Raw genomic sequence first — 25,877 nt, 5'->3', positions numbered from 1 at the left:
GGGGGACGTTTCGCCTCCTTGCGAGAGACGCACGCAGATATGCGCCGCGATTTAGGCACGGCACATCCGTTAGTCAATCAGAGTGCGGTTGAACCCACCCTGTCGTGACGATGTCATGATTGCGCGGCAGGCGGCTTTCGTCCGGTGGCGGCGTCATCAGGGCGCGCGAGGCTTTGCATCGCGCAAGCCGCGCCACAACGACGTAGCAAGAATAAGGGGCGTAAAATTGTATCGTTCGTTCGTCCTGGCGCCGGCGCGCAGCAGCCGTACCCTGCCGGTCGCCATACTGGTGGCGGTGGCGTTGGTCCTGTGGTTCGGCCTGACTGCAATCGCGACTCCATTCGACCATGACGAAAGCCAATATGTTGCCGGTGCCTATTTCAGCAGCCGGCTGCTGATTTTCCGTGATTTTCTCCATCTTCAGCCGCCGCTGCACAGTTGGATCTTTGCGCCGCTGGCCTCGTTCATTCCCGATCATATGGTGCTGGCGATGCGGCTGGCGACAGCCGCGACGGCAATTTCCACGCTGGCGGCGCTTTGGACGGCACAGCGTATTGCCGGCGTGTCGCGGGATAGCGCGACCATCGCGACATTGCTTGTGGCGACCACCGCTGCTTTTCAGTTCACCGGCGCCGTGGTGCGCAATGACATGCTTCCGACCTTGCTGTCCGCCATGGGACTGATGGCCAGCTTGCTCGCGCTGCGCCATTGCATGCGCCGATATTGGCTGGCCGCTGGCGCGCTGTTCGGCCTTGCCATCGCCACCAAACTGAATTTCGCGCCATTGGGCCTGATGACCGGGCTGTTCGTGCTGGTGACGGGCGGACGCTGTGGGTTCAAGGCGGCGTGTTGCCTGGCGCTGGGCGCTTGCATGGGTATGGCACCGATGCTGGTCGCCTGGACGGTGGCGCCGGATGCCTTCTTCTATGGCGTGCTGACCTATGGCGCGACCGCGCCCCATGCCTGGTATGCCGCTAACGGTGCCTTCGACGAACTCGACACGCTGGAAAAGCTGACCGACCTCATCAAATATCTGTGGAAAGGGCCGGCGCTTGTCGCGCTCATTCTGCTCTGCGCCAATTGGATCGCGACGCGGGGCCGCATCCGATCCCCCGGACGGCGGCTGGCGATCTGGATGACGGGCGGCGCGCTGATCGGTGCGGCGCTGCCTACCCCGTCGCAGGTCCAATATGTCATGCCGCTGCTCCCGCCGCTGGCGCTGGCGCTGGGTTATCTGCTCGACGACGCGCGCCGCTGGACTTTCGTTCGGCGTCAGGCCTTGCTCGGATTGCTGTGCCTGGCTGCCATTCCCGGCATGCTGGCGCCGACCCGCCATGTCGTGGCGATGCTGCGCGCAGGCTCGCCCGTTCTGGAGGCGGAGGCCGACGCGCGCTGGGCCGGGGCGACCGTGCGTGCCAGCGGCGGCGGCGATATTGCAACGCTCTCTGCGCACATGATCCTGGGCAGCGGACTCGACCTCGACCCGCGCTTTGCCGCCGGTCCCTTCGCCTACCGCACCGGCTGGACGATGGGACCTGTTTTGGCGCGGCAGGTCCATGCGATGATCCCGGCGACGCTGGGCGACATGGACCGCAACCCGCCAGCCGCCATCCTGACCGGCTATGAAGACGGCACCCGCAAATTGCCGATGCGTCCCGATGACGGCCTGATCGCCTATGCCCGTCGCCATGGCTATCGGATGCTGGCGATGCCCGATGGCGTGGGCCGGCTCTATCTTCGAACCGGCCCGTCTTTCCGGGTCGCGCAATGATTGACCCCCGGCCAATTTTGCCGCATTTCGCCGCCATGACCGATCGTTCCCCCCTCGCTCCCGCCGCCTTCCCGATCCTGCCAGCCGTTGACGGTGTGATGCTGCGTACCGCGCGCGCCGGATATAAGGCATGGACGCGATGCGACCTGACCTATGTGGAATTGGAAGCCGGCACGGCCGTCGCGGGGGTAACGACGCAGAGCAAATGCCCGTCCCCGGAGGTCGAATGGTGCCGTGACGCGATTCCGCTAGGCTCGGCCCGCGCGCTGGTGGTCAATGCCGGCAACGCCAATGCCTTTACCGGTCATCGCGGCCGCGCCGCGGTGGAAGCGATCGCGGCGAAGGTCGCCAATCGCCTTGGCTGCCTTCCGTCGGATATTTTCGTGTCATCGACCGGCGTGATCGGAGTACCGCTGCCGATCGACAAGGCCGAGGCCGGGCTGGAAGCCGCCTTCGCCGCTGCACCGTGCGGCTGGGAAGAGGCCGCAACCACGATCGGCACGACCGACACCTTCGCCAAGGGCGCGCATGTGTCCGCCATGATCGGCGAGCAGCGGGTCGAACTGGTTGGCATCATCAAGGGTTCCGGCATGATCGCGCCCGACATGGCGACGATGCTGGGCTATATCTTCACCGACGCCGCGATCGACCCTGCCCTGCTGCAACAGATGCTCTCTGCCGCCAATCGCAAGAGTTTTTCCTGCATTACGGTCGACAGCGACACATCCACCAGCGACACGGTGCTGGCCTTCGCCACGGGTAAGGCGGGCAATGTCCCGCTCGCCTCCATGGACGATGCCGGCGCAGACGCATTCCACGCGGCGCTGAACGATTTGTGCCGCCAGCTTGCGCATCTGGTGGTGCGTGATGGCGAAGGCGCGACCAAGTTCATCGACATCAGCGTCGAAGGCGCGGAAAGCGACGAAAGCGCCCATCGCATCGCTTTGTCGATCGCCAACTCCCCGCTGGTCAAGACCGCGATCGCTGGCGAGGACGCCAATTGGGGCCGCGTGGTCATGGCCGTGGGCAAGGCCGGCGAACCGGCCGACCGGGACAAGCTGTCGATCCGCTTCGGCGCGACGCAGGTGGCGACCGGTGGCCTGGCGGTCGAGGGTTATGACGAGGCACCCGTCGCCGCGCACCTGAAGGGGCAGGACATCGTCATCGGCGTCGACATTGGCCTGGGTGAAGGGCGCGCGCAGGTTTGGACCTGCGACCTGACCCATGGTTACATCTCTATCAATGCGGATTATCGTAGCTGATGCTGGAACTGCATGAACCCGTCGTCGCGCTGATGCGGCAGGTTGGGCGCGATATCGTCATGCCGCGTTACCAGAATCTGTCCGGCGATGAAGTCAGCGAAAAGGCGGCGAACGATTTCGTCACCATCGCCGACAAGGAAAGCGAATGGCGTCTGGCCGAAGGGCTGGCCGCGATCCTGCCCGAAGCTGGCATCATCGGTGAGGAAGCCTGCGCCGCCGACCCCGCCATATTGGACCGGGCCGGTCAGGGCTTGAACTGGATCATCGACCCGATCGACGGGACCGGCAATTTCGCGGCGGGCAAGGCACCTTTCGGGATCATGGTGGCGTTAGTCGATGGCGGCACGACCCTGGCTGGCTGGATACTCGACCCGCTGACCGGGCGGATCTGCCACGCCATGCTGGGCGGCGGCAGCCATATCGATGGTGAACGGGTGCAGGCGCGCGAGAGCGGCGGCGACCTGCCGATCGCGGCGCTGGCCGTCTATTTCATGCCGGAGGAAGAGCGCGCCGATATTCAGCGCCGGTCGCAAGGCAGTTTCACGCTGGTGGATATTCCCCGCTGCGCCGCCGAACAATATCCACGATTGGTTCTGGGGCAGAATGACGTGTCCGTCTTTGCGCGCACCTTGCCCTGGGATCATGCGGCGGGCACGCTGTTCGTCAATGAGGCGGGCGGTTGCTGCCAGCGCACCGACGGAACGCCTTATCTGGTGGGCGACCTCCGGCGTGGGTTGATGGGGGCATCTTCGCCGCGCCTGTGGGATCAGGCGGCCGCGACGCTGTTCGGGTAAAAGGATATTCCATGCTGACGATCTGGGGCCGGTTGAATTCGCATAATGTGAAGAAGGTCGCTTGGTTCGCCGACGAAATAGGCGTGCCCTATGTCCGCCATGATGTGGGCGGCGCCTTTGGCATGAATGCGGACTATCTGGCGAAGAACCCCAATGCGCTGATCCCCACGATCGAGGATGGCGACGTTACCTTGTGGGAGTCCAACGCGATCCTGCGCTATCTGGCCGCGCGTTACGCCCCTGCCCTGTGGCCGGCCAATCCTGCGGAGCGCGCGCAAGGCGACAAGTGGATGGATTGGCAATTCGCCTTCGCCGATGCGCAGCGCGACGCCTTCCTGCAACTGGTGCGACGCGGGCCCGAACAGCGAGATGGACAGCTACTGGCGGCGTCGGCGGCGGCATCCGGCGCGGCGATGCGGATATTGGACCGCACGCTGGCGGTGCAACCCTGGCTTTCAGGTGTCTCTTTCGGTGTCGCAGACGTGCCGATGGGCGTCTATGCCCACACGTTTTTCACGCTCGACATGGAGCGGCCCGATGTGCCGCATGTGCGCGCCTGGTACGACCGGCTGCGCGGGCGGTCGGCCTATGTCAAGTCGGTGATGATCCCGCTGACATAGGCCCCCCGCTGAACCGCTTACAGGACGCTTTCGATCCAGCCCTTGAGCGCGCTCTTGGGCGCGGCGCCGACCTTGGTCGCTGCCGCTTCGCCATTTTTGAACAGGATCATCGTCGGAATGCCGCGCACGCCATATTGGCCCGGTGCATCGGGATTTTCGTCGATATTGATCTTCGCGATGATGACCTTGTCGGCCAGTTCCTCGGAGATTTCCTCCAGGGCCGGACCGATCATCTTGCACGGGCCGCACCATTCGGCCCAGAAATCGACAAGCACGGGCTTGTCCGCATTGATGACGTCGTCCTTGAAGCTGAGGTCGGTAACTGCCTTGGTGGCCATGGGTGTCTCCTTTACTTGAAGCCTATCTAGGGTGAGCGCGCATCCGGCTCAACGGGTCAGAGCGGCAAATTCTCCTGCGCGGGCGCATAGTCGGGCTTTTGCGCCACCAGCGGCGCGGGGCCCGGCTTGTGCGCCGCCAGCGCTGCGGGGGGCACGATGATAAGCCGGGGCGCACTGGTATAGAGCAGCCCGGCCTCGATCGCGCGATCGGGAAAGATCACTTCCAACGCCGCGACATAGGCGGCCATTTGCCGGATATGCGGGATCGGCACGTCCGCCAACGTCAGCGGGACGACCCGCCCTGTCTTGAAATCGGCGATCTGGATGCGATCGGGTCCGATGCACAGCCGGTCGACCGTGCCGGCGATGACGGCTTCGCCCACGACCGCAGCGATCGGTGCTTCGGCAAGCGCATCCGGCCCGAACAGCGCGGCAAAGTCCGGCGCTTCGATCACGCGGAGCGCCTGGTCGATGACATCATTTCGCTGCGCCGCATCGGTGACGCCCTGCTGCGCCAGCCAGCGATCCGCTGCGTCGCGCCGACGATCAGGGGCAAGGTCAGGCAGTCGTTCGAACAAAGCATGGAGCCAACGGCCCCGTTCCGCCGCCGCGCGCATCGCAAGTGTCGGCGGCGGATAGGGTACGTCATCCTCCACCGGCGCCGACGGCGCGAGGGGCCGGGGCGGCCGCATTTCGGCCGGCGCGGGCTGGCGCAGCCATAGCGGCTGATCCAGCGCCATCGCTTCGATCGCGCTTTGTGGCTCCGCAGCCTTGGGCGGCAGCACCTCCGTGCCATGCCAGCGCCGGGTCGCGCCCCAGAGCGGATCGGCATCCCATTGCGCGCCGAGCGAGATCATCGCGCCCTCGACCGCCGCATACCAGCTTTCCGGTTTGACCTCTCCCTTCGCGCGCGGACCAAGCGATCCCGCAACGATCAACTTCTCTTCCGCGCGGGTCAGCGCGACGTAGAGCAGGCGCCAATGCTCCTCCCGCTCCACCTGCGCGGCGGCCTCCGCCACTTCGCCGATCGGTCCCTGTCGTTCCGGCTTGCGCGGGGCCAGGATCGGCAGGCCGTTCCACACTAGCGAGTCGGCGCGGTTGCCGGCATCGGGGTCCAGGCAGGCGTCCGCCAGAATGACGATCGGCGCCTGCAAACCCTTGGCGCCATGGACGGTCAACAGGCGAAGATTGTCCCCCTGCGCTGCGGCATCGCGCACGATGTCCACCTCGCCCCGATCGAACCAGTCGATGAAGCGCTGGAGCGAGGGATGGTCGTCGCTTTCGAAAGCGAGCGCGGCGTTCAGCAATTCCTCGATCGGATCGGCGGCTTCGGTGCCCAGGCGCTCGATCAGGCGACGGCGCCCCTCCATCGGCCCGGACAGGATCGCCTCCAGATAGCGATAGGGGGTCGAGAAATCGGCCATCGCCAGCAAGTCGCGCAGTGGTTGCAGTATGGCCCCGTCCCGCGTCTCCCGCAAATGCCGCCACAGCCCGCCCTTGCGGCCGATCAGGCGCGTCATCAACTCGTCCTGGGTCCAGCCGATCAGTGGCGACACCAGCAGCGAGGCGAGGTTCAGCTCGTCCTCCGGCTGCACCGCAAAGCGCAATGCCGCCAGCAGGTCGCGCACCGCCAGAGGGCTGTTCAGCCGCAACCGGTCGATGCCCGCGACTGCCACCTTCTCCTCATAAAGCCGCGCGACGATCAGCCGTGCCAGTTCGCTACGCCGTCGCACCAGGATCATGACGTCGCCTGCACGGACCGGTCGGCCCCGGCTTTCCAGCATCAGGCCGTCGTCGATCCATTGCCGGATCTGGCGGGCGATCTTCGTCGCCAGCGTCCGTTCCTGGTCGGCGGCCCAATCTTCCTCCCCCTCTGCATCCTCCGAAAGGCCGGCGACGACGGGTTTCCAAAGTTGCACTTCGCCGGGATGGCGGTTGGCGCTGATGTGGCGGACCTCGCTTGGCGCCATGCCCAGCTTTTGTGCAGTCAGCGTGGCGATGGTGCGATCCACCACGTCCAGCACAGCGGGTGTCGACCGGAAGCTCTGATCCAGCGAGAGGTTGAAAAATTCATGCCCGGACTGGTCGGCATCTCGATTGAACAACAGGCGGGCGGCTTCGAAATTGGCCGGGCTCGTGCCCTGAAAGCCGAAGATCGCCTGTTTGAAATCGCCCACGGTGAAGATGGTGCGGACCTTCTGCGCCGGATCCCATTCGGTCGCGAAAAACTCCTCGGCCAGCGTACGGACGATCCGCCATTGCGCGGCATTGGTGTCCTGCGCTTCATCCACCAATATATGGTCGATCCGCTGGTCCAGCTTGTAGCGTATCCACTCCGCGATGCCCGGCTGTTCCAGCAAAGATGCGGTGCGCGCGATCAAATCGTCGAAATCGACCGCACCTGCCAGTCGCTTGCCCTGCGTATAGGCGCGGGCGTAGGCGCGCCCGGCATGCAATGCCTGCGCCAGCAAGGCGGCATAGTCGGCGCGCAGTTTCATCGCGATCAGCGCCCCACAGCGGTCATGCAGCCGCCCTGCCATCTCGATATAGCCGTCGACCGGCGGCACCCAGCCCTTGGCGTCGATCAGGTCGCCGTCCGCCTTGGCCCAGGCGCGGTGCAGGTCGATGAGCGTCGCTGCCCGGCCTGCCGGGTCGAGCGCCCGCCAGGCCGCGATGCGATCGCACCGCTCCAGCCCGCGCCCCTTGCCCCAATCCACATTGGCGCGCACGATCCCGTCCAGCGTCCGCATATCGAACATCGTGTCGGAACATTGTTCGGCAAGCCATTGATCGATATCGCCGTCCGGCAGTTCCAATTCGGTCGCCAGCCACGATCCGATCGTGGCGGGCAGATCGTCCAGCGCATCGCCCTTTGCCGCGCAGCGCATCAGAAACTGTTCTGCCCCGCCCTCGCCCAGCCGCAAGCTGATATCCTGCAACGCGCCGATCAGCGCCTCGTCGCCCAGATCATGCGCCTGCACGACCATGTCGGCGAGCGTCTGGCGGGCCAGGCTGGATTGCTCGCGCTGGTCGAGCGGACGGAAGCCCGGCGTCAGTTCGGCTTCCAGTGGAAAGGCGGTCAGCAATTGCTGGCAAAAGCCATGGATGGTCTGGATGCGCAGGCCGCCGCCGGTGGATTCCAGCACTTCGGCGAAAAGACGCCGGGCCTGATCCTGCTGCTGAGGCCCATGATCCTCGCCTAGCGCCATCAGATCGGTCGCCAGCGCAGGACCATCCATCTGCACCCATGCCGCCAGTCGGTCGTGGATGCGGTCGGCCATCTCCGCCGCGCCTGCCTTGGTGAAGGTCAGGCACAGGATATTCTCTGGCCTCACGCCTTGCAGCAGCAAGCGGAAGACGCGGGCAGTCAGCACATGGGTCTTGCCGGTGCCGGCCGATGCCGACAGCCACACATGCGCGTCGGGTGCGGCGGCGCGGGCCTGATCGCCGAGTAATTTCTGAAGCGCGCGCGTCTTAGCCATCGTCGCGGCCATACCATTCCTCCAGCCGCATCAGCTGGTCATAATCGCCATAATTGGCGACTTCGGGGTTAATCTCTGCCCGGAAAGGCGCGCTGCCCAGCAGGAAGGCGTTGGCCAGTTCCTCGAAATGCTCATGGGCATGGGCGGTGAACTGGTCGGTGACGATCTTGTCGCGCTTGCCCAGCGGATCGACGGGACGCTCGCGATAGCCGAACTGGTCGCCCTTCTTGGCCAGCGACCAATATTCGAAATCGCCCGCTTTCGGTTGCGATCCCAGCCCGTCAAACCCGTCCAGTTCCGCGATGATGCCCAGCAACCCCAATTGCAGGGAAAATCCGGCCTTCACCTGTCGCGCGCTGGGCGGCTTGCCGGTCTTGTAGTCGATGATGCCGATGCGGCCGTCGGCCAGCCGATCGATCCGGTCGGCCTTGCCCATCAGCGTAACGCCGGCGATGTCGGCCCGCCCTTCCTGCTCGACGGCCAATATGGTGCGTCCTTCCGCCTTGTCCTTCACCACTTCGGCCGCGATCCAGCGGATCGCCTCGACCAATCGGGGCTGCCACAGGGCCTTGAGCAGCGGATGGACCTCCGGCTGGTCGAACATGGCGCGGGCGCGCTCTTCCAGATCGGCGGGGTCCAGCGTCCCGGCTTCCGCCCAGCGCTGGAGAATGTCGTGGACCGCCGTGCCGCGCCACGCCGGGCCGGCATCGGCATCGACCGGGTCGAGCCGCGCCAGGCGCAACACGCGCTTGGCATAGAAGGCGAAGGGATCAGCCTTCAGCCGGTCGACATCGGTTACGGGGATGAGTTTCGGTCGTATGGAAGCGGGTGGCGTGGGAGCAGGGCGTTCGGCCGGGCGATGGGCGGCGGGCGCATCCATCCCCTGCGCCAGCATCACATAGCGTTGCGCCGATTTCCATTGCGGCCCGGCCATGGCCTTCAATCGCAACCAGAAGCGTGAGGCGACCGCCGGACCACCGCTGCCGCGCCGCGCGCGGGTGATGAGGACGTGCGGCGCGCCGAGTGCGCTGGCGAAATCATGCGCGGCCAGGCCGATCCGCATTTCCAGCCCCGGCAACCCCAGTTCGCGACGGATGCGGGGCGCCAGCCAGGGGTCGGGTGATGGCAGGCCCGGCCATGTGCCTTCGTTCAATCCGCCCAGGATCATGAGATCGGCCTGCATCAACTGCGCTTCGATCAGGCCCAATATGCTGATGCGCGGATGGCCTCCCTGCGGCGGGCGCACCGACACGCCGCCCAGCATATGGTCCAGCAATGCCGGCAGCGCGCGGGGATCGGCTTGGCGCGGGCCGTCAGGCGCGGCAGCCTCCATTTCGGCGAACAAGTCAGCGGCGGCATGACCCTGATGGCCGGACCAGACGGCATCGCCAGACAATGCCCCGGCCTGTTCGCGCAATGCCGCCAGTTGCTCCCCAAGGTCGATAGCCCGGTCGAAGCCGCTTTCCAACGGCTCCAGCAGCGCGCGTGCCTGTGGCCACCACTCCCGCACCGCCTCGCGCAGCACCCGCTGGCGGTCATCCGGGCGTGGAAGCAGTAGCAGGTCGATGCCGTGCAACCCCGCTTGCGGCCGCGGCCCGCGTAGCAGCAGGTCGAGCGCACGCACGCCTTCAAGCCAGCCAAGCCGTGCCTCGCCGCGCATGACCAGCGGATGTTTCAGCAGCGTGAGCAATGGCACCGGCGCGAAGCGTTCCGCGACCGCCTCTGCCATGGCGACCAGCAGCGTACCGGGGAGCAGGCGCGACAAAGGCTGACCGGCGGAATCGTCGGCCGCTATGCCCCAACGGCGCAGATGGGCCGATACGCGGGTCGCCAGTTGTCGGTCGGGCGTCACGAGCGCAGCGGTGCGCTCGGGCGTTTCCAGCGCCTCGCGCAGCGCAATGGCGATCGCCTGCGCCTCCTCGCCCGGCGTCGCGACTTCCAGCGCTTCCACACCGCTCAGCGATCGATCGACGGTCTTCAGGTCGCGCCAGCGACTGGTGAGCCGTGGCGGCAGCATCGCGTTGGAAATATTGCGACTGCGCACCGCGCGCGCATCATGCTCGCTGCCCCAGCGCCAGTTGGCGACATCCTCGCGAGTTGCGCTCATGGCGTCTAGCAGGCGTTTCAGCGCAAATTGCGGATGGCTTTCATGGCCGGCAGGCGCGCGACCGGTGACGGGATCGGGATCGAACGGACCGATCGCGTCCCACGCCTCCTCATCCATATGCTGGTCGAGGCCGGCGAAGACGACCATGCCGTTCGCCATCGTGCCGATCCGCCGGAGCAATGCGGCAACGGCGGGCGCGGTGGAGGCGATGCCCGCCGCCGCCACGAAGCCGGCCGGTGGATGCGCGCGCCAGCGCGCCGTCAGCCGATCGAACAGGCGATTGCGCCGATCGGCCATGTCGATGCACCCGGTCCGTGCCAGTTCCACCGGCCATTGGGCGATCAAAATTTCGAACATTGTCAAAGACGTCTGCCAATGTTTCGACAGTTCATCGGACAGTTGCAGCTGGTGCAGCGCGCTCAGCGGCACCCGTTCCACCTGCATCTGGTCCAGCACGGCGCCCAGTGCCTGGCCCAGCAGCAAGGCCTGGCCTGCATCGATGTCGGACTTGGCCGCCTGTACCATTCGCGCCAGGATCATCTGGCGGCGCATCGGTGCGATCGCGGGGGGTACGGCGTCCGTCTCACCCAAGGGATCCAGCGCGCCGCCGACCTGCTCGCCAAGGTCCGGATCGCCGATCGCGACCAGGCGCGGCAGCAGCAAGCCGCCGCCTGACTGGCGCACGAAGGCATCGCTGACGGCTCGGATCGCACGGTTGTTGGGCAGCAATATCATGCCCTGCGCCAGCGCCATCGGATCGCCGCGGTGCTGGGCCAGCAGGCCCGCTACCAGCGCATCGGCGAAGGCGCGGTGCGCGGGAATGGTGAACAGCGCGGGGCGGGTCCGATCACCCATGGGCGATCATGGACTCCACCACCGGAATGGCCTTCGGCGTGCCGACATCGAACCACAGCCCCTGATGCGATACGCCGTAGAGGCGCCCCTTTTCGATCGCGCGGTTCCAGAAGATATTGGTCGAGAAAACGTCGGCCGGCGGATCGACCAGCAGATCGGGCGAGATGATCTGGATACCGATATAGACGAACGGCGCGACATGGCCCTGCTTGCGGCGGGTCAGGCGGCCATTGGCATCCATATGGAAATCGCCTTGCCCGGAGTGGCACATGGCGCGCGCCTGCGGCACCAGCAGCAGCAGCGAGTCCATCTTTGCCGGATCCCAGATCCGCCGCATCATCGCAAATGTCTCGCTGGGGCCATCGACCCAATAATTGTCGCTGTTGACGCAAAAGACGGGGCCATCACCCAGCAGGGGTTTTGCCTTTATCAGGCCGCCGCCGGTTTCCAGCAGCTTGGCGCGCTCGTCCGACACGGCGAAATCCAGCCCGCATTTGCGCGCCTTCAGATGAGCTTCAACCGTGTCCGCCAGATAATGGACATTGACGACCACCTTTTTGATGCCGCCCGCTTCAAGCCGGTCGAGCGCATGGTCCATCAGCGGCTTGCCCGCCACCTTGACCAGCGGCTTGGGCCGCGTCGCGGTGAGCGGCCGCATGCGCTTGCCCAGCCCGGCGGCCATCAGCATCGCGGTATCGATCATGCGGGATCATGCTCTTCGAGCGCCTTATGGCGCTTGTCTGCGGGGATGTTGGCGGCGAACCATTCGGCGACGGGGGCCAGCACCGGATGCTGGAGATCGCGCTCCAGCAGGTCCCACATACGCGGAAGATATGACAAATAACGCGGCTTGCCGTCGCGTTTCCACAGGCGCGTAAAAATGCCGATGATCTTGGCATTGCGCTGCGCGCCCAGCACCGCGTAGGCCGCGTCGAAATCGGCGGGCGGATTGGCGAGCGCCTTATAATGGGCCAGCATAGCGGCTTCGACCTCCATTGGCACGTCGCGCCGGGCATCCTGCAACAGGGACACCAGATCATAGGCCGGGTGGCCAGCCAGTGCATCCTGAAAGTCGAGCAGGCCCAGACCATGGGAGGCCGCCCCGTCGATCAGCATGATATTTTCGGCATGATAGTCGCGCAATACCGTCACCGTCTGACTGGCCGACAGTTCCACGATCGGCAGCACCGCGTCCCATGCACGAATATAGGCATCGGCATCGGCATCCAGTTCGACTGCCGGACAATACCATTCGGTGAGCAGGCCGACCTCGCGCTGATAGACCGCACGGTCATAGGGCGGCACGTCGGCGGCAGGCAGCTTGTGCAGTTCGGCCAACAGGTCGATCGCGCGGGAATAGACCGCCAGTTCGGTATCTGGCTCGGTATCCAGATGCTCCTTGACGCGCAGGTCGCCAAAATCCTCGATCAGCACCAGTCCGTGCGTCAGGTCGCGCGCCAATATGCGCGGCGCGGCGAAACCGTCGGCCAGCAGATGTTCGGCAATAGCGATGAACGGGCGCGGATCTTCATGCGGCGGCGGCGCATCCATCAGTACGGCGCGGCGTCCGCCGTCGAGAACGCGGAAATAGCGGCGGAAGGAAGCGTCGCCGGCCAGCGGGACGATGGCGGCGCCGTCCCATCCCGCCTCGGCGAGAAAGGCGGGCGCGGTGGCGGGGGGGATCATATCTGTGACCATCGATCCGTCCAAGCGTCCGGCACGTCCGCTGTCAAGCGTCGCGCGTCATTGCCTGCCCCATCTCTGGCGAAGTCGATGCCAAGACGCAGCGCATGCGGCCATAGAGCGTCACCCAATCGGTCGGGCCATTCGATGATGAGCAGGCTATCCATCAGATAGTCGCCCAGCGCCAGTTCCTCGGCCTCTTCAGGCAGGTCCAGACGATAGAGATCGACATGGGCGACCGGCAGGCGAACATCCGGCACATCATAGGGCTGGACGATGGCGAAGCTGGGACTGGGTGCCTCGCCCTCCAGCCCCAGGGCTTCCAATATGCCACGCGCCAGCGTCGTCTTGCCGGCGCCAAGGCCGCCATCAAGGGCGATCACGTCGCCGATGCGGGCATGGACCGCTATCCGCCGACCCAGGTCCAGCATCGCCGCTTCCCCGCTCAGATCCATGATCGTTTCAGCCACGGGGCAATTCGATCACGGCCATTGTCCCCTGACCAGCTTCCGATACCAGTTGCAACGTACCGCCATGCGCCTCCGCCAACTGCCGCGCCAGCGGCAGGCCGATGCCGGCCCGGCCCCCGTTGCGCGCCTGACCCGCGCGGGCAGCGGGGTCGAAGATGGCGACCTGCTGCGACGGGGCGATACCGGGACCATTGTCCGACACGACGATCCGCGCCTTGTCCTGCGTACCGTCGCCATGCAGCAGGATGCGCGCGCCCTTGCCACAATAGCGGATCGCATTTTCCAGCAGATGGTCGATCGCCTGACCGATCCGCCGCGCATCGCCCTGCACGGCGCCCAGACTGTCTCTCAATGCGATCTCAATCTCTATGCCCTTTGCGGTAGCGTCCATGGTCATCCGGCTGGCGCTGTCCTGCACCACCTTGGCCAGGTCGACGCGGGCATGTTCGATCGGCAGCGTGCCGACCTCCCCCTGGGTCAGGTCCAGAACATTGTCGATCAGCATCGAAAGGCGCGCCGTGCTTTGCAGGATGCCATCGACATAGCCCTGCGCCGATGTGCTGAGTTCGCCGGCATAACCTGCGCTCATCATCTCGGCGAAACCGGAAATGGTGGTCAGCGGGGTCCGCAATTCGTAACTCATATTGGTGACGAAGGCGGTCTTGACCTTGTCCGCCTGCTCCAGCGCCTCGTTCCGGTCACGCAGCACCTGTTCGACGCGGCGGCTGTCGGTCACGTCCAGCATGGTGAAAAGCGCATTGCCGTCCGGCAGCGGGATGGCCGCAAATTCGAAGATGCGCCCATCGGCAAAACCGACATGGCCGATGCGCTGCTTGCGCTCGACCGTCGCGGCGCGCACCAGTTCACGCACCAGATTGGCCTGTTGCGGCTTGGCAAGTTGCGCCTGCACCGCGCGCATCAGGTCATCGATGCGCGGATGACAGGCGAGCAAATCCTCGCTCGCGCCCCATATGGTGCGGAACCGGCTGTTCCACATCTGGAGCTTGCCGTCCGAGGAAAAGACGCCGATCGATTCGAACAGGTTGTCGAACGTCGCGGTGCGCACCCGGAGCAGCGTGTCGCGCGCGCTCGACAACTGCACCTGCTCGGTGCGATCCTCGAAAATCAGCAGCAGCCCGCCATCGGGCAAAGGCTGGGCATAGACGCGCAAATGCGTGCCATCCTGCAACAGCCAGTTTTCCTCCAGCGGGTTGGGCGACAGAAACCATTGCCGCCTTTCGGTCCGCCACGCCGGGAAATCGCGATGTTCGGGAATACGGCGCGCATCGCGCATCTGGTCCAGAACGCGCTCGAACAAAGGCGCGTCGGTCAGAGCGTCCTGACGCAAGCCGAACAGGCTGATGAAAGGCTGGTTCCAGAAGCGCAGCGCCCGATCCGGGCCGAAGCGCGCTACGCCCGCCGACAGCCGATCGAGCAGGTCGCGCTGCGCCGTTTCCAGTCGTCGATGCTCGGTCCGCGCCTGTTCCAGTTCATGCTGATCGACCGCGTAGCCCGCAACGCCGGCCGGTCCCAACGGCACATCCACGACTCGCATCGTGCGGCGTTCGCCGTCGATCGTGGCGGGCACCATGCGTTCGATCGGTTCGTCGCGGGCGATCGCATCGGCCGCGGCGGCTTCGGGGGTAAGGCCCGCCACCGTTTCGACCAGTTCGGTGCCATGGGCGATGACATCGGCCGCGCCGGATGCGTCGACCGCGCGTACATAAGCGCTGTTGACCAGGCTAAGGCGCAGGTCGGGCGTACGATGCCACATGGGAAAGGGAGCAGCCTCGACCAGACCCGCCAACGCCTCCAGCGCGTCGCGCAACTGCTCGACATGACCACGCAAAGACTGGATTTCGGCCTGGCTGTCGGTCGCGTCGAAAATCCACAGGATGACGCCGCCGCTTTCCGCGATGCCCGGCCCGGCAGGCGCGCCGCGCACCAGCAACAGACGCGACGAACCATGACCGCGCACCGGCAGGGAGAAGCTTTTCCCCGCCCGCTGGGCCGATGCGATTTCCTGCGCCAGCACGGCCGCATCTTCCGGCTCCAGCCCGCCATCGGGGGCGGTGAGTTCGGAGGCGAAGGTCGGGACACGCGGTTTGCCGAGCCATTTGGCAAGGCGGTCGGCCGCTTCCAGCCGCCCGTCGGGATGGATGATGATCGGCGCGGCCGGCGCCGACGCCAGCAGGCTCGACAACCGATCGAGCTTCCCGTGTGCCTGCGTCCCTTCGCGCCGCATACGCTGGCCGCTGAGCAACGCCCAGACCGCAGCGCCCAGCCACGCGGCCAGCACCACGCCGAAGATGATCGCGGCATAGGGCGACAATGTCGTCATGACATCCGCCCCTCGCGCGTCCTAGCCTGCCTGTCCCTGTTCATAAGCCGACCGGGCCTAAACCAGAACAGCGTCATGGCCAAGCCGAACGCAAGAAAAAAGGGAGACGTTGCCGCCTCCCCGTTTTCCTTTGCCTGATGGCGTTCGCTTAGTAGCGATAATGGTCGGGCTTGAACGGGCCTTCCACCGGCACGCCGATATAGTCGGCCTGGCGCTGGCTGAGCGTCGTCAGCTTCACGCCCAGCTTTTCCAGGTGCAGCGCGGCGACCTTTTCGTCCAGATGCTTGGGCAGGACATAGACGTCGTTGCCGTACGTTTCGCTCTTGGTCCACAGTTCGATCTGCGCCAGCGTCTGGTTGGTGAAGCTGGCCGACATCACGAAGCTGGGGTGGCCCGTCGCGTTGCCCAGGTTGACCAGGCGGCCCTTCGACAGGACGATGATCTTCTTGCCGTCGGGGAATTCGACTTCATCGACCTGCGGCTTGATCTCGGTCCATTTCATGTTCGACAGGCCAGCAATTTCGATTTCGCTGTCGAAATGGCCGATGTTCGATACGATCGCCATATTCTTCATGGCGCGCATGTGATCGACGGTCAGCACGCCTTCATTGCCGGTCGCGGTGACGAAGATGTCGGCGCGCGGCGCGGCGTCTTCCATCGTCACGACTTCATAGCCTTCCATCGCGGCCTGAAGCGCGCAGATCGGATCGACTTCGGTCACCAGCACGCGGGCGCCGCCATTGCGGAGCGACGCGGCCGACCCCTTGCCGACGTCACCAAAGCCGGCGACGCAGGCAACCTTGCCCGCCAGCATCACGTCGGTGCCGCGACGGATGGCGTCGACCAGCGACTCCTTGCAGCCATAGAGGTTGTCGAACTTCGACTTGGTGACGCTGTCGTTCACGTTTATCGCGGGGAAAGGCAGCTTGCCCTTCTTCGACAGCTCATACAGGCGATGCACGCCGGTGGTGGTTTCTTCCGACACGCCCTTGATCGACTGGACGGTCTTGGTTAGGAAGCCGGGGCGCTCCTTCAGCACGCGCTTCAGCACCGAAACGAAGATTTCCTCTTCCTCGTTCGACGGCGTGAACAGCTCTTCGCCGGCCTCGACACGCGCGCCCCACAGGGCGAACATGGTGGCGTCGCCGCCATCGTCCAGGATCAGGTTGCACACGCCACTATCGTCATTGTGCCAGTCGAAGATGCGTTCGACATAGTCCCAATATTCCTGGAGCGTTTCGCCCTTGATCGCAAAGACCGGCACGCCCGACGCGGCGATCGCGGCGGCGGCATGATCCTGCGTAGAATAGATGTTGCAGGTCGCCCAGCGGACCTGCGCGCCCAGCGCGGTCAGCGTTTCGATCAGCACGGCGGTCTGGATCGTCATGTGCAGCGAACCGGTGATGCGGGCGCCCTTGAGCGGCTGCGACGCACCGAATTCGGCGCGCAGGGCCATCAGGCCGGGCATTTCGGTTTCCGCGATCTCGATTTCCTTGCGGCCAAAGGCGGCAAGGGCGATGTCGGCGATCACATAATCCTGCGCCTGGGTGGCGGGTGCGGTGGCCACGATCGTATCTCCGTCAGCTAAAGATTAGGCCTTGCCAGCGTCATGCCGGGCGAGGCGATGGAAAGCGCCTTACCAATGGCCGGCGCGCATGGCAACTTATATAAAGATTTCTTTATGTGCCTTATGCGGAACCGGCGCCCGATACAAGGTGGGAGGCATCCACCCCGGCGGCGGCGTAAGCGGCGGCCCATTTGCGACCGGTGGGAATGTCGAACAGCAGGTCGGGATCGCCATCAGCCAGGAACCAGCTCTCCCCTGTCATTTCCTGCTCCAGCTGCCCTGCGCCCCAGCCGGCATAGCCCAGCGCCACCAGATAGCGGCTCGGCCCCCGCCCCTCCGCGATGGCTTTCAATATGTCGAGGGAGCCGGACAGGCCCCAACGGCCGCCGACCTGCACCATATCCTGCCCGCCCCAATCGAGCGAATGGAGGACGAAACCCCGGCGCGGCTCGACCGGGCCGCCGCGCAGCACCGGCATGTCGGGCACTTGGCCGCCATCTATATCGAAGCTCTCCAGCAGTTCGCGGAAGGACACGCCCTCCATCTCCTCACCCACGGCGATACCCAGCGCGCCATTTTCGTCATGCACGCATAGCGCCACCACCGAATGGTCGAAGCGTGTGTCGGCCATGCCGGGCAAGGCGAGCAGGAAATGCCCGCCATAGAAGCGAGTTTCAGTCATGCTTCGAATATAGAGGGCCGCAGGAACTTGCCAAGGACGCGCGTCGCAGCATTGGGGCGACACGACATATTCATGGGCCCGTCCCTTGACAGAAACGCCCCCAGCGCCGACCTCCCGCCCGTTACAAGGCCAGGAGACCAGACCATGACCATTTCCAAGGGCGATCGCCTTCCCAGCACCACTTTTACCAGGATGACCGAAAACGGCCCAGAAGCAGTGCCGTCCGAAGAATATTTCGCGGGCAAGACCGTCGCGATCTTTTCCGTACCCGGTGCCTTCACCCCGACATGCTCGGCCAAGCATCTGCCCGGTTTCATCGACAAGAGCGAAGCCTTGAAGGCTAAGGGCGTGGACGAAATCGCCTGCACCGCCGTCAACGACGCCTTCGTCATGGGCGCCTGGGGCAAGTCGGCGGGCGCCGATGGAAAAGTTACGATGCTGGCCGACGGTAACGCCGATTTCGCACAGGCGGTGGGCCTGACCATGGACGGCAGCAAGTTCGGCCTGGGCACCCGCGGCCAGCGTTTCTCGATGATCGTCAAGGACGGCGTCGTCGAGGAACTGAACGTCGAAGCGCCGGGCGACTTCAAGATATCCTCGGCCGATTATCTGCTCGAACAGCTTTGACCGGCATGGATCGGGCGGCGAATTGAAAATCCGTTGCCCGATCCGCACGCTGCGTCTTCCTTCCGTCACGCAAAGACGGTAACAGGAGGCGATGACACAAAGCATCGGCAGCAAGGCGGTCGCGCAGCTCGACCATATCTATCAGACGTCCATCGAAACTCTGCGGGAAGCGATGCGGGCCTACGCCCGAGACGGCAGCATCCCGCCGCCGGAGGCCAAGATCGATCGGCGGTATTGCTATCCCGAATTGCGGATCATCTACCATGGCGAGACCGATGCGCCGCCACCGGGTCGCTCCTTCGCGCGGTTGTCGAAACCGGGCCGCTACGTCACCACCGTCACCCGCCCCACGATGTTCGCCGACTATCTGGCCGAACAGATTGATCTGCTGGTCCGCGACTATGGCGTGGACGTCGAGACCGGGCTGAGCGACCAGCAAATCCCCTTCCCCTATGTGCTGGACGGCCTGGACATGAGCGCGCTGGATGGCACCCCGCCGACCGAACTGGCCCGCTATTTCCCCGCTACCGAACTGGCGGAGATCGGCGACGAGATCGCCGACGGCCTGTTCATGCCGGACGTCGATGGTGACCGGCCGCTGGCCCTGTTCGATGGACTGCGCACCGATTTCTCGCTCGCACGGCTGAAACATTATACCGGCACCCCTGCCGAACATGTGCAGCGCTACATCCTCTTCACCAACTATCACCGCTATGTCGACGAATTCGTCGCCTGGGCCTGCGATGAGCTACAGCGCGAAGGCAGCCGCTATACCGCCCTGTCCGGCGCAGGCGGCGTCTATGTCACGCCCGAAACCGCCGACCCGGCCCGGATGATCGCCGACAGCGCATGGCGCCGGCACCAGATGCCCGCCTATCATCTGATCGCGCCCGACCGGAGCGGCATCACGCTGGTGAATATCGGCGTCGGTCCGTCCAACGCCAAGACGATCTGCGACCATCTGGCGGTCGTACGCCCCGAAGCCTGGCTGATGATCGGCCACTGTGGCGGCCTGCGCCCCAGCCAGCGGATCGGCGACTATGTGCTGGCCCACGCCTATCTGCGCGACGACCATGTGCTGGACGAAATGCTGCCCCCGGAAATCCCGGTCCCCGCCATCGCCGAAGTGCAGGTTGCCATGGCGCAGGCTGCCGAAGCGGTGCTGGGCAGGGGCGACCCGGAGGATTTCAAGCGCCGCCTGCGCACCGGCACCGTCGTCACCACGGACGATCGCAACTGGGAATTGCGCTATTCCAGCTCGGCCCTGCGGTTCAGCCTGTCGCGCGCGGTCGGCATCGACATGGAATCGGCGACTATCGCGGCGCAGGGCTATCGCTTCCGCGTCCCCTACGGCACCTTGCTCTGCGTTTCGGACAAACCGATCCATGGCGAATTGAAGCTGCCGGGTCAGGCCAACCGCTTTTATGAAGAGGCGATCGCCAGCCATTTGCGCGTCGGTCTGATGACCTGCGAATTGCTGCGCGAGGAAGGCGCGAAGCTGCACAGTCGCAAGCTGCGTGCCTTCAATGAGCCGCCCTTCCGCTAAGCGGCGGCGCGCCAGATGGCGATGCGGTCCTTGCCGCTTCTCTTGGCGGTATATAGGGCCGCATCGGCGCGCGCGACCATATCCTCCAACTGCTGGTCGATCGCGACCAGTTCCGCCACGCCGAAACTGGCGCGCAGCCCGGTGACGGGGACGCCCGGCAGGGCCAGATGCGCTACCTCCACTCGCACCCGCTCCATCACGTCTGCGGCGGCGGTGGCGTCTGTGTCCAGCAACAACAAACCAAATTCGTCGCCCCCCATGCGGCCGACCACGTCCCCGCGCCGGACCGCGCTGGTCAGCAGGCGCGCGAAACCACGCAGCGCCTGATCGCCGGCTATATGCCCATAGCCGTCATTCAACGCCTTGAAGCCATCCAGATCGCACACCACCAGCGCCAAAGGACGCTTGTGCCGGCGCGCCTGCGCGATCGCCTGCGCAGCCGCTTCATCCAGTCCGCGACGGTTGAACACCTGCGTCAGAGGGTCATGGCGCATCTGCATCCTTAACTGCTCCGCCAGGTCGCCCGCTACCACCAGCACCGCAGTGACCGCCGTGGCGACATAGGTGGTGGGGGTGAAGATGCTGAAGATCAGCCGGTAGAGATCCTTGCCGATTTCCGGACCGCGAATCATCATTGCAGCACCAGCCAGAGCGAACTGGACGATGACGAAGATCAGCAGGGCCACAAAGAAAGCCATTTCCGGCGGAGTGAAGCGCCGATCCCTGGGCCATAGTGACACGGCGCTCACGGCCAGCAGCACGCCGACATAGCTGGGAATGATAAGCCCCTGCATGATCTGGCTGCCTACCGGGCCGATGGCGAACGCCATGGCCAATATGACGATCGCAGCCGGGATGGCGAACCCGGCCAGGCGCAGCGGCTTGCCTGACCGCTGGCGCACGCCAATGGCCAACAAGGAGCCACTCACGATCAATCCAACGCCAGTGATGATGAACCAGGTCGGGCTTTTCAGGAAGAATCCGCCCGCATTGGCCATCCATTGCAGCATCCCGACTGCATAGGATGCCATCCAGGTCAGGACATGTTTTTGCCGCCCGAAATGAAACCACGCCACGGTCAGGGCGACGGTCATTACGGCAGCGGTGCCGAATAGGAGGGATAGGAGTATGGCTGCCGCGTTCATGCGGCAGCCATTTACCAAGATTTACTCAGGCTTACCAGCCACAAGACTTGCCTTTATTTTGCGTAATCAACCACTTCTGTAGAGGGGCAAAATAATTGACCAACGCCTTGCCTGACATTTGCCGGCTGCCGGTGAAAGCCTGAAGTGCGTCAGGCCAGGGCTTTGACGCGCCCATTTTCAGCATCGCATCAAGTTTGGCGCCCACAGCCTTGTTTCCATAGAAGGAACAGCGATGCAGCGGCCCCTTCCACCCGGATTGCTTGCACGCCGCCTCATAGAATTGGAACTGTAGCACCCGCGCCAGAAAGTAACGGGTATAGGGTGTGTTGCCGGGGATATGGAACTTGGCACCCGCATCGAACTTCGTCTCATCGCGGGACGTTGGCGGAACGATGCCCTGATATTGCCGCCGCAGGTCGTCCCAGCCCTTTTCATACTGGCTCTGCGGAATCGATCCGTCGAACACGCCCCAGCGCCATTTGTCGATCAACAGGCCGAAGGGCAGGAAGGCAACCTTGTCCATCGCCTGCCGCAGAAGAAGTCCCAGATCCTTGTCCGCGCCGGGCACCTTGGCTTGGTCGAGCAGACCGATTTTGACCAGATAGTCGGGCGTTATAGATAGCGCCACGAAATCGCCGATCGCTTCATGGAAACCGTCATTGGCGCCATCCAGATACAGCGGCTTCTGGATCTGATAAGCCCGCTGATAGTAATTATGGCCCAGTTCATGGTGAATGGTGACGAAATCGTCGCCATTCACCTTGGTGCACATCTTGATGCGGATGTCGTTCTTGTTGTCCAGATCCCAGGCCGAGGCGTGGCAGATGACTTCGCGATCGCGCGGCTTGGTGATCTGCGAACGGTCCCAGAATGTCTGCGGCAGCGGCTCGAACCCTAGCGAGCTGTAGAAGCCCTCGCCCGCCTTGACCATCTTGACCGGGTCATAACCCTTCGCCTTCAGCAGGTCGGTCGTGTCGTAACCCAGGTCGCCCGCCCCTGCCGGCGCCACGACATCATAGATATTGCCCCATTCCTGCGCCCACATGTTGCCCAGCAGGTCGGCGCGGATCGGACCGGTCTTGGGCTGTACCGCGTCGCCATATTTTTCGTTCAACTTGGTGCGGGTATAGCAATGGAGATCGTCGTAGAGCGGCTTGACCTCCGCCCAGATCTTGTCGGTCAGCTTGGCGAAATCGTCGGCCGGCATGTCATATTTGGACCGCCACATCGCGCCAGTGTCGGCAAAGCCCAGTTCCTTTGCGCCGGCGTTGGCGATGCCCACCAGCTTGGCATAATCCTGCCGCATCGGCGCGCCGACATTGTCATGCCAGCTGACCCACATTTCCTTCAACTCTTCCGGATTGCGGTTTTCCCCCATCTGCTCTTCGATATCGCTGCCGTTGATCGGCTGCCCCTTGAGCGTCCCCTTGCCCTTGCCATAGGTGGACTGGAGCTTGGTCGCGAGGTCGTTCAGTTCCTCGGCCGCCCCCGGCGCCGTCGGCGCGGGAAGTGTCAAGGCGGTACGCAGCAGCGTCAGCCGGCGCTTGGTTTCTTCCGAAAGGCCCGGCGTCGTTGCATATTTCGCGGCCTCCAGCGCGTAATCGACGCGCTGTTTCGTATCGATCGCGCCAAAATAGGACGCGATCGCATCGGTATCATCGGTGATGTAGGTCGCGTTGATCCACGCCGCCCGACCGCTCACGATCGATTGGTCGAACAGCGCCTTTTCCGCCCTGGCGAGAAAGGCGTCGGCATCGGCGGCGGTGGGTGAGGCCGCAGCCGGTGCCTGCTGCGCCATCACCGGCGAAACAACGAGGGCGGCCGCAAGCGCGGCCATGGAAATAGCGATTTTCACGGAGTTCCCCTTATCGGTTATGACCGGGAAGGTGGCTTGGTCCGCCGATACAGTCAAGCGGTCAGGAAATCGACCATCGCCTGTCCCAGCTCCTTGCGGGTGACGGCGTTCATATGGTTGCCCGGTATTTCGACATAGCGGCCATTAGGCAGCACATCGACCAGTTCCTGCGCGATGCCGTTATCCTGATCGTCGGCACCGCAAATGACCTCCGTCGGCTGCTCAAATCCCGCGATCGTCGCTTCTTCGGTATCGACGAAGGTGTTGAGGATGTGCAGCATCGCGACCGGATCGCCCTTGGTGGTCTTCAAAAATGCCTCGGTCATCCATTCCGACGTGCCACGCTCGAACGTACCGAGGTTGGTCAGCACATTCTTGTAATAGCCGCCCTTGTCGAGCGTCTTGACCAGGCCCCGCAGGCCCATGCCGGCCAAGATCACGCGGCGCGGCGTCGCACCCCGCGCCAGCATCCGCACCGTCGTCCGCGCGCCCAGCGAATAGCCGCCCAGGTCATAATCGGTCAGGCCCATTTGTTCGACCAGTGCCAGATTGTCGTCGGTCAGGGCGTCGGCCGGATAGGCGGCTGCGTCGTGCGGCTTTGCGCTTTCACCATGACCGCGCAGGTCCGGCAGGATCAGGCGGAACCCAGCATCCACCAGCTTTGCGGCATGGCCGTATCGGATCCAGTTGGTGAAGGCGTTGGAGAAATAGCCGTGGATCAGGACCAGATCGCGCCCTTGCCCGACCACATGCACCGCGATCGGCAGCCCGTCCCGCCCCTTGATGTCATGGCGTTCGATCGGCAGGTCGGTCATCGGGGCAAATCCTTATCGGGCAGCAATGCCCCGCCGATATGGCGTCAGCCCCGGCGGCGCAAGAGTGCGATCACCGCCAGCGTAGCGCCGATCTGCGCGACAGCCATATCTTTTTGCGCGTCCCAGACGTCGCCCTGCTGCCCGTTATAATAGTCGGCCGTTTCCCCAGCGGCCATGATGGTGAGCAGCCATTCGAATATCTCGTACAGCGCGCTGCCAAGGCCGATGGCGGCAAAGGCGAAGGTCAGGCTCCATCGCCATGACAGGCCGCCATGGCGCAGTGCAAATTCCGCTACCGGCAGTGTCAGCAGCGCTCCGAATGAAAAATGCACCAGCCGATCATAGGCGTTGCGCGTCGTGCCGAAGAGGCTGGAGATATCATGGCCGCTCACAACCCGTGCCCAATCGTCATAAGGCACATAGCTGTATATCCAGCGCGCGCCCAAAGTGTGCAGCAGCAGAAACAGCCAGATGCAGGCGACAGCGGATGTGGAAAACGGCCAGCGTCGCAGCAGCCATGGCGCGGTCAGGATCAGCGCGACCGTCGGCCCATGCTGGAGCGGCGCGAGGTCGGGATAAGGCTGCGCAATATTGGCGAGGCCAATCGCCGCCAGCAGCATCAGTATCATCCGGCGCTGTACGATCGGAATCGTCTTCCACATCGTGACAGGGCTGGAAATCATAGGTTTCCTATGAATCGAAGCATCGATAAGGACTGATTTTGTCCTGTTCCCCGGCGAAGGCCGGGGTCCAGTTCCGCACTATCAACTGGACCCCGGCCTTTGCCGGGGAACAGCATGATTGAAGTCTTGAAACGTATCAACGCAACCGGGCCTTAGCCCTTTTTAAGGTGACGACGACCCAGCAGTTCGGCGATCTGCACGGCGTTCAACGCTGCGCCCTTGCGCAGGTTGTCGCTGACGCACCACAGGTTGATGCCATTCTCGATCGTGGAATCCTCACGCACGCGGCTGATGAAGGTGGCGAAATCGCCGACACATTCGATCGGCGTGATATATCCGCCGTCCTCCCGCTTATCGACCAGCATGATGCCCGGTGCTTCGCGCAGGATGTCCTGCGCTTCCTTGGCCGAAATCTCGTTCTCGAACTCGATGTTGATCGATTCCGAATGGCCCACGAACACTGGTACGCGCACGCAGGTCGCCGTGACCTTCACCTTGGGATCGAGGATCTTCTTGGTTTCCGCGACCATCTTCCATTCTTCCTTGGTCGAACCATCGTCCAGGAAAACGTCGATATGCGGGATCACGTTGAACGCGATCTGCTTGGTGAACTTCTTGGGCTCGGCCGGATCGCCGACGAAGATGTTGCGGCTCTGCTCGAACAGTTCGTCCATGCCCGCCTTGCCCGCGCCCGACACCGACTGATAGGTCGATACGACGACGCGCTTGATCTTCGCCGCGTCATGCAGCGGCTTCAACGCGACGACCATCTGAGCGGTCGAGCAGTTGGGGTTGGCGATGATATTCTTCTTCTTGTAGCCATCGATCGCGTCCGGGTTCACTTCCGGCACAATCAGCGGCACGTCCGGGTCCATGCGATAGAGCGAGCTGTTGTCGATCACGACGCAGCCGGCCGCCGCCGCCTTGGGCGCGTAGATTTCAGTCGGGCCGCTGCCCGCCGCGAACAGAGCGATATCCCATCCGGTAAAGTCGAAATGTTCGATATTTTTGCATTTGAGAACCTTGCCCGTCTCACCGAAATCGACATCGGTGCCGGTGGACCGCGACGATGCAACCGCCGCAATCTCGTCAATAGGGAACTCGCGTTCGGCGAGAATGGTCAGCATCTCGCGGCCCACATTACCGGTGGCACCTACGACGACGACCCTGTAACCCATGACTAAAGTCTCCATTTCAACGTATCATTGCGGAGTGCGCGCCATAGCGATGTGGC

At 64.1% G+C, this 25,877-nt stretch carries 20 protein-coding genes; 6 read left to right on the top strand and 14 right to left on the bottom strand.

Features of this window, described 5'->3' with window-relative positions:
* The first annotated feature begins 226 nt into the window (after window positions 1–226).
* Genes AC07UX_RS05020 through AC07UX_RS05005 form a run of 4 tightly spaced genes read left to right on the top strand, consistent with a single transcriptional unit; the run spans window position 227 to window position 4,447 of the window.
* Window positions 227–1,771 carry an ArnT family glycosyltransferase gene (locus tag AC07UX_RS05020; RefSeq protein ID WP_495190867.1) on the top strand — a complete coding sequence of 515 codons (1,545 nt, stop codon included), beginning with the start codon at window positions 227–229 and terminating at the stop codon, window positions 1,769–1,771.
* Window positions 1,772–1,806: 35 nt separating this feature from the next.
* On the top strand, window positions 1,807–3,033 hold the full coding sequence (gene argJ, locus AC07UX_RS05015; protein WP_495190866.1) for a bifunctional glutamate N-acetyltransferase/amino-acid acetyltransferase ArgJ: 1,227 nt from the start codon (window positions 1,807–1,809) through the stop codon (window positions 3,031–3,033).
* Window positions 3,033–3,827 (top strand): inositol monophosphatase family protein, encoded by a 795-nt coding sequence (locus tag AC07UX_RS05010; RefSeq protein WP_495190865.1) that lies wholly within the window; start codon window positions 3,033–3,035, stop codon window positions 3,825–3,827. Before argJ ends, AC07UX_RS05010 begins: the two co-directional genes overlap by 1 nt.
* Before the next feature lie 11 nt (window positions 3,828–3,838).
* Window positions 3,839–4,447, top strand: a complete 609-nt coding sequence (locus tag AC07UX_RS05005) for a glutathione S-transferase family protein (protein ID WP_495190864.1) — start codon at window positions 3,839–3,841, stop codon at window positions 4,445–4,447.
* 17 nt (window positions 4,448–4,464) lie between these two features.
* Here the strand turns inward: AC07UX_RS05005 and trxA are convergent, their stop codons facing one another.
* The 9 genes from trxA to AC07UX_RS04960 form a co-directional block, all read right to left on the bottom strand.
* Window positions 4,465–4,785, bottom strand: coding sequence for a thioredoxin (gene trxA / locus AC07UX_RS05000; protein WP_120250131.1), 321 nt, complete (start codon window positions 4,783–4,785; stop codon window positions 4,465–4,467).
* 56 nt (window positions 4,786–4,841) lie between these two features.
* Entirely contained in the window at window positions 4,842–8,279 is a 3,438-nt protein-coding gene (gene addA, locus AC07UX_RS04995; RefSeq protein WP_495190863.1) for a double-strand break repair helicase AddA, read from the bottom strand.
* Complete coding sequence (gene addB / locus AC07UX_RS04990; RefSeq protein ID WP_495190862.1) at window positions 8,260–11,229, bottom strand: double-strand break repair protein AddB; 2,970 nt, start codon at window positions 11,227–11,229, stop codon at window positions 8,260–8,262. The genes addA and addB overlap by 20 nt, the downstream gene beginning before the upstream one ends.
* Window positions 11,222–11,932 carry a nucleotidyltransferase family protein gene (locus AC07UX_RS04985; RefSeq protein ID WP_495190861.1) on the bottom strand — a complete coding sequence of 237 codons (711 nt, stop codon included), beginning with the start codon at window positions 11,930–11,932 and terminating at the stop codon, window positions 11,222–11,224. The genes addB and AC07UX_RS04985 overlap by 8 nt, the downstream gene beginning before the upstream one ends.
* Window positions 11,929–12,915 carry an aminoglycoside phosphotransferase family protein gene (locus tag AC07UX_RS04980; protein ID WP_495190860.1) on the bottom strand — a complete coding sequence of 329 codons (987 nt, stop codon included), beginning with the start codon at window positions 12,913–12,915 and terminating at the stop codon, window positions 11,929–11,931. Before AC07UX_RS04980 ends, AC07UX_RS04985 begins: the two co-directional genes overlap by 4 nt.
* Entirely contained in the window at window positions 12,912–13,367 is a 456-nt protein-coding gene (gene tsaE / locus AC07UX_RS04975) for a tRNA (adenosine(37)-N6)-threonylcarbamoyltransferase complex ATPase subunit type 1 TsaE (protein ID WP_495191794.1), read from the bottom strand. Before tsaE ends, AC07UX_RS04980 begins: the two co-directional genes overlap by 4 nt.
* 7 nt (window positions 13,368–13,374) lie before the next feature.
* Window positions 13,375–15,723 carry a sensor histidine kinase gene (locus AC07UX_RS04970; RefSeq protein ID WP_495190859.1) on the bottom strand — a complete coding sequence of 783 codons (2,349 nt, stop codon included), beginning with the start codon at window positions 15,721–15,723 and terminating at the stop codon, window positions 13,375–13,377.
* Between the two features lie 148 nt (window positions 15,724–15,871).
* Window positions 15,872–17,290, bottom strand: a complete 1,419-nt coding sequence (gene ahcY, locus AC07UX_RS04965) for an adenosylhomocysteinase (protein ID WP_495190858.1) — start codon at window positions 17,288–17,290, stop codon at window positions 15,872–15,874.
* A gap of 121 nt (window positions 17,291–17,411) precedes the next feature.
* Complete coding sequence (locus AC07UX_RS04960) at window positions 17,412–17,972, bottom strand: YqgE/AlgH family protein (protein ID WP_495190857.1); 561 nt, start codon at window positions 17,970–17,972, stop codon at window positions 17,412–17,414.
* Window positions 17,973–18,116: 144 nt separating this feature from the next.
* On the opposite strand from AC07UX_RS04960, the gene AC07UX_RS04955 reads away from it, so the two are divergent.
* Together AC07UX_RS04955 and AC07UX_RS04950 are read left to right on the top strand one after the other, a co-directional pair.
* The gene (locus AC07UX_RS04955) at window positions 18,117–18,599 is read left to right on the top strand and encodes a peroxiredoxin (protein ID WP_495190856.1); all 483 of its coding nucleotides are present in this window, start codon (window positions 18,117–18,119) and stop codon (window positions 18,597–18,599) included.
* A 91-nt stretch (window positions 18,600–18,690) separates the two neighbouring features.
* Window positions 18,691–20,145, top strand: coding sequence for an AMP nucleosidase (locus AC07UX_RS04950; RefSeq protein ID WP_495190855.1), 1,455 nt, complete (start codon window positions 18,691–18,693; stop codon window positions 20,143–20,145).
* On the opposite strand, the gene AC07UX_RS04945 is transcribed toward AC07UX_RS04950, so the two are convergent.
* The 5 genes from AC07UX_RS04945 to AC07UX_RS04925 form a co-directional block, all read right to left on the bottom strand.
* Complete coding sequence (locus AC07UX_RS04945) at window positions 20,142–21,239, bottom strand: GGDEF domain-containing protein (protein ID WP_495190854.1); 1,098 nt, start codon at window positions 21,237–21,239, stop codon at window positions 20,142–20,144. The genes AC07UX_RS04950 and AC07UX_RS04945 overlap by 4 nt on opposite strands.
* An 82-nt stretch (window positions 21,240–21,321) precedes the next feature.
* Complete coding sequence (locus tag AC07UX_RS04940) at window positions 21,322–23,145, bottom strand: M2 family metallopeptidase (protein ID WP_495190853.1); 1,824 nt, start codon at window positions 23,143–23,145, stop codon at window positions 21,322–21,324.
* Between the two features lie 53 nt (window positions 23,146–23,198).
* Window positions 23,199–23,960 carry an alpha/beta fold hydrolase gene (locus AC07UX_RS04935; protein WP_495190852.1) on the bottom strand — a complete coding sequence of 254 codons (762 nt, stop codon included), beginning with the start codon at window positions 23,958–23,960 and terminating at the stop codon, window positions 23,199–23,201.
* Window positions 23,961–24,004: 44 nt separating this feature from the next.
* Complete coding sequence (locus tag AC07UX_RS04930) at window positions 24,005–24,643, bottom strand: DUF2238 domain-containing protein (protein ID WP_495190851.1); 639 nt, start codon at window positions 24,641–24,643, stop codon at window positions 24,005–24,007.
* Between the two features lie 152 nt (window positions 24,644–24,795).
* Window positions 24,796–25,821, bottom strand: a complete 1,026-nt coding sequence (locus AC07UX_RS04925; RefSeq protein WP_495190850.1) for an aspartate-semialdehyde dehydrogenase — start codon at window positions 25,819–25,821, stop codon at window positions 24,796–24,798.
* Between the last annotated feature and the right edge of the window lie 56 nt (window positions 25,822–25,877).

The organism is Sphingobium sp. GW821-FHT02B05, assembly GCF_059421905.1.
This window is presented reverse-complemented; position numbering and strand designations above follow the sequence as displayed.

Coding starts and splice junctions, on each gene's coding strand:
- AC07UX_RS04930 (WP_495190851.1), bottom strand. CDS start 24,643: ATGATTTCCAGCCCTGTCACGATGTGGAAGACGATTCCGATCGTACAG.
- addA (WP_495190863.1), bottom strand. CDS start 8,279: ATGGCCGCGACGATGGCTAAGACGCGCGCGCTTCAGAAATTACTCGGC.
- AC07UX_RS05005 (WP_495190864.1), top strand. CDS start 3,839: ATGCTGACGATCTGGGGCCGGTTGAATTCGCATAATGTGAAGAAGGTC.
- argJ (WP_495190866.1), top strand. CDS start 1,807: ATGACCGATCGTTCCCCCCTCGCTCCCGCCGCCTTCCCGATCCTGCCA.
- AC07UX_RS04985 (WP_495190861.1), bottom strand. CDS start 11,932: ATGATCGATACCGCGATGCTGATGGCCGCCGGGCTGGGCAAGCGCATG.
- AC07UX_RS04945 (WP_495190854.1), bottom strand. CDS start 21,239: ATGACCGTCGCCCTGACCGTGGCGTGGTTTCATTTCGGGCGGCAAAAA.
- tsaE (WP_495191794.1), bottom strand. CDS start 13,367: ATGGATCTGAGCGGGGAAGCGGCGATGCTGGACCTGGGTCGGCGGATA.
- addB (WP_495190862.1), bottom strand. CDS start 11,229: ATGGGTGATCGGACCCGCCCCGCGCTGTTCACCATTCCCGCGCACCGC.
- trxA (WP_120250131.1), bottom strand. CDS start 4,785: ATGGCCACCAAGGCAGTTACCGACCTCAGCTTCAAGGACGACGTCATC.
- AC07UX_RS04970 (WP_495190859.1), bottom strand. CDS start 15,723: ATGACGACATTGTCGCCCTATGCCGCGATCATCTTCGGCGTGGTGCTG.
- AC07UX_RS04935 (WP_495190852.1), bottom strand. CDS start 23,960: ATGACCGACCTGCCGATCGAACGCCATGACATCAAGGGGCGGGACGGG.
- AC07UX_RS04925 (WP_495190850.1), bottom strand. CDS start 25,821: ATGGGTTACAGGGTCGTCGTCGTAGGTGCCACCGGTAATGTGGGCCGC.
- AC07UX_RS04980 (WP_495190860.1), bottom strand. CDS start 12,915: ATGATCCCCCCCGCCACCGCGCCCGCCTTTCTCGCCGAGGCGGGATGG.
- AC07UX_RS04955 (WP_495190856.1), top strand. CDS start 18,117: ATGACCATTTCCAAGGGCGATCGCCTTCCCAGCACCACTTTTACCAGG.
- AC07UX_RS04960 (WP_495190857.1), bottom strand. CDS start 17,972: ATGACTGAAACTCGCTTCTATGGCGGGCATTTCCTGCTCGCCTTGCCC.
- AC07UX_RS04950 (WP_495190855.1), top strand. CDS start 18,691: ATGACACAAAGCATCGGCAGCAAGGCGGTCGCGCAGCTCGACCATATC.
- AC07UX_RS05010 (WP_495190865.1), top strand. CDS start 3,033: ATGCTGGAACTGCATGAACCCGTCGTCGCGCTGATGCGGCAGGTTGGG.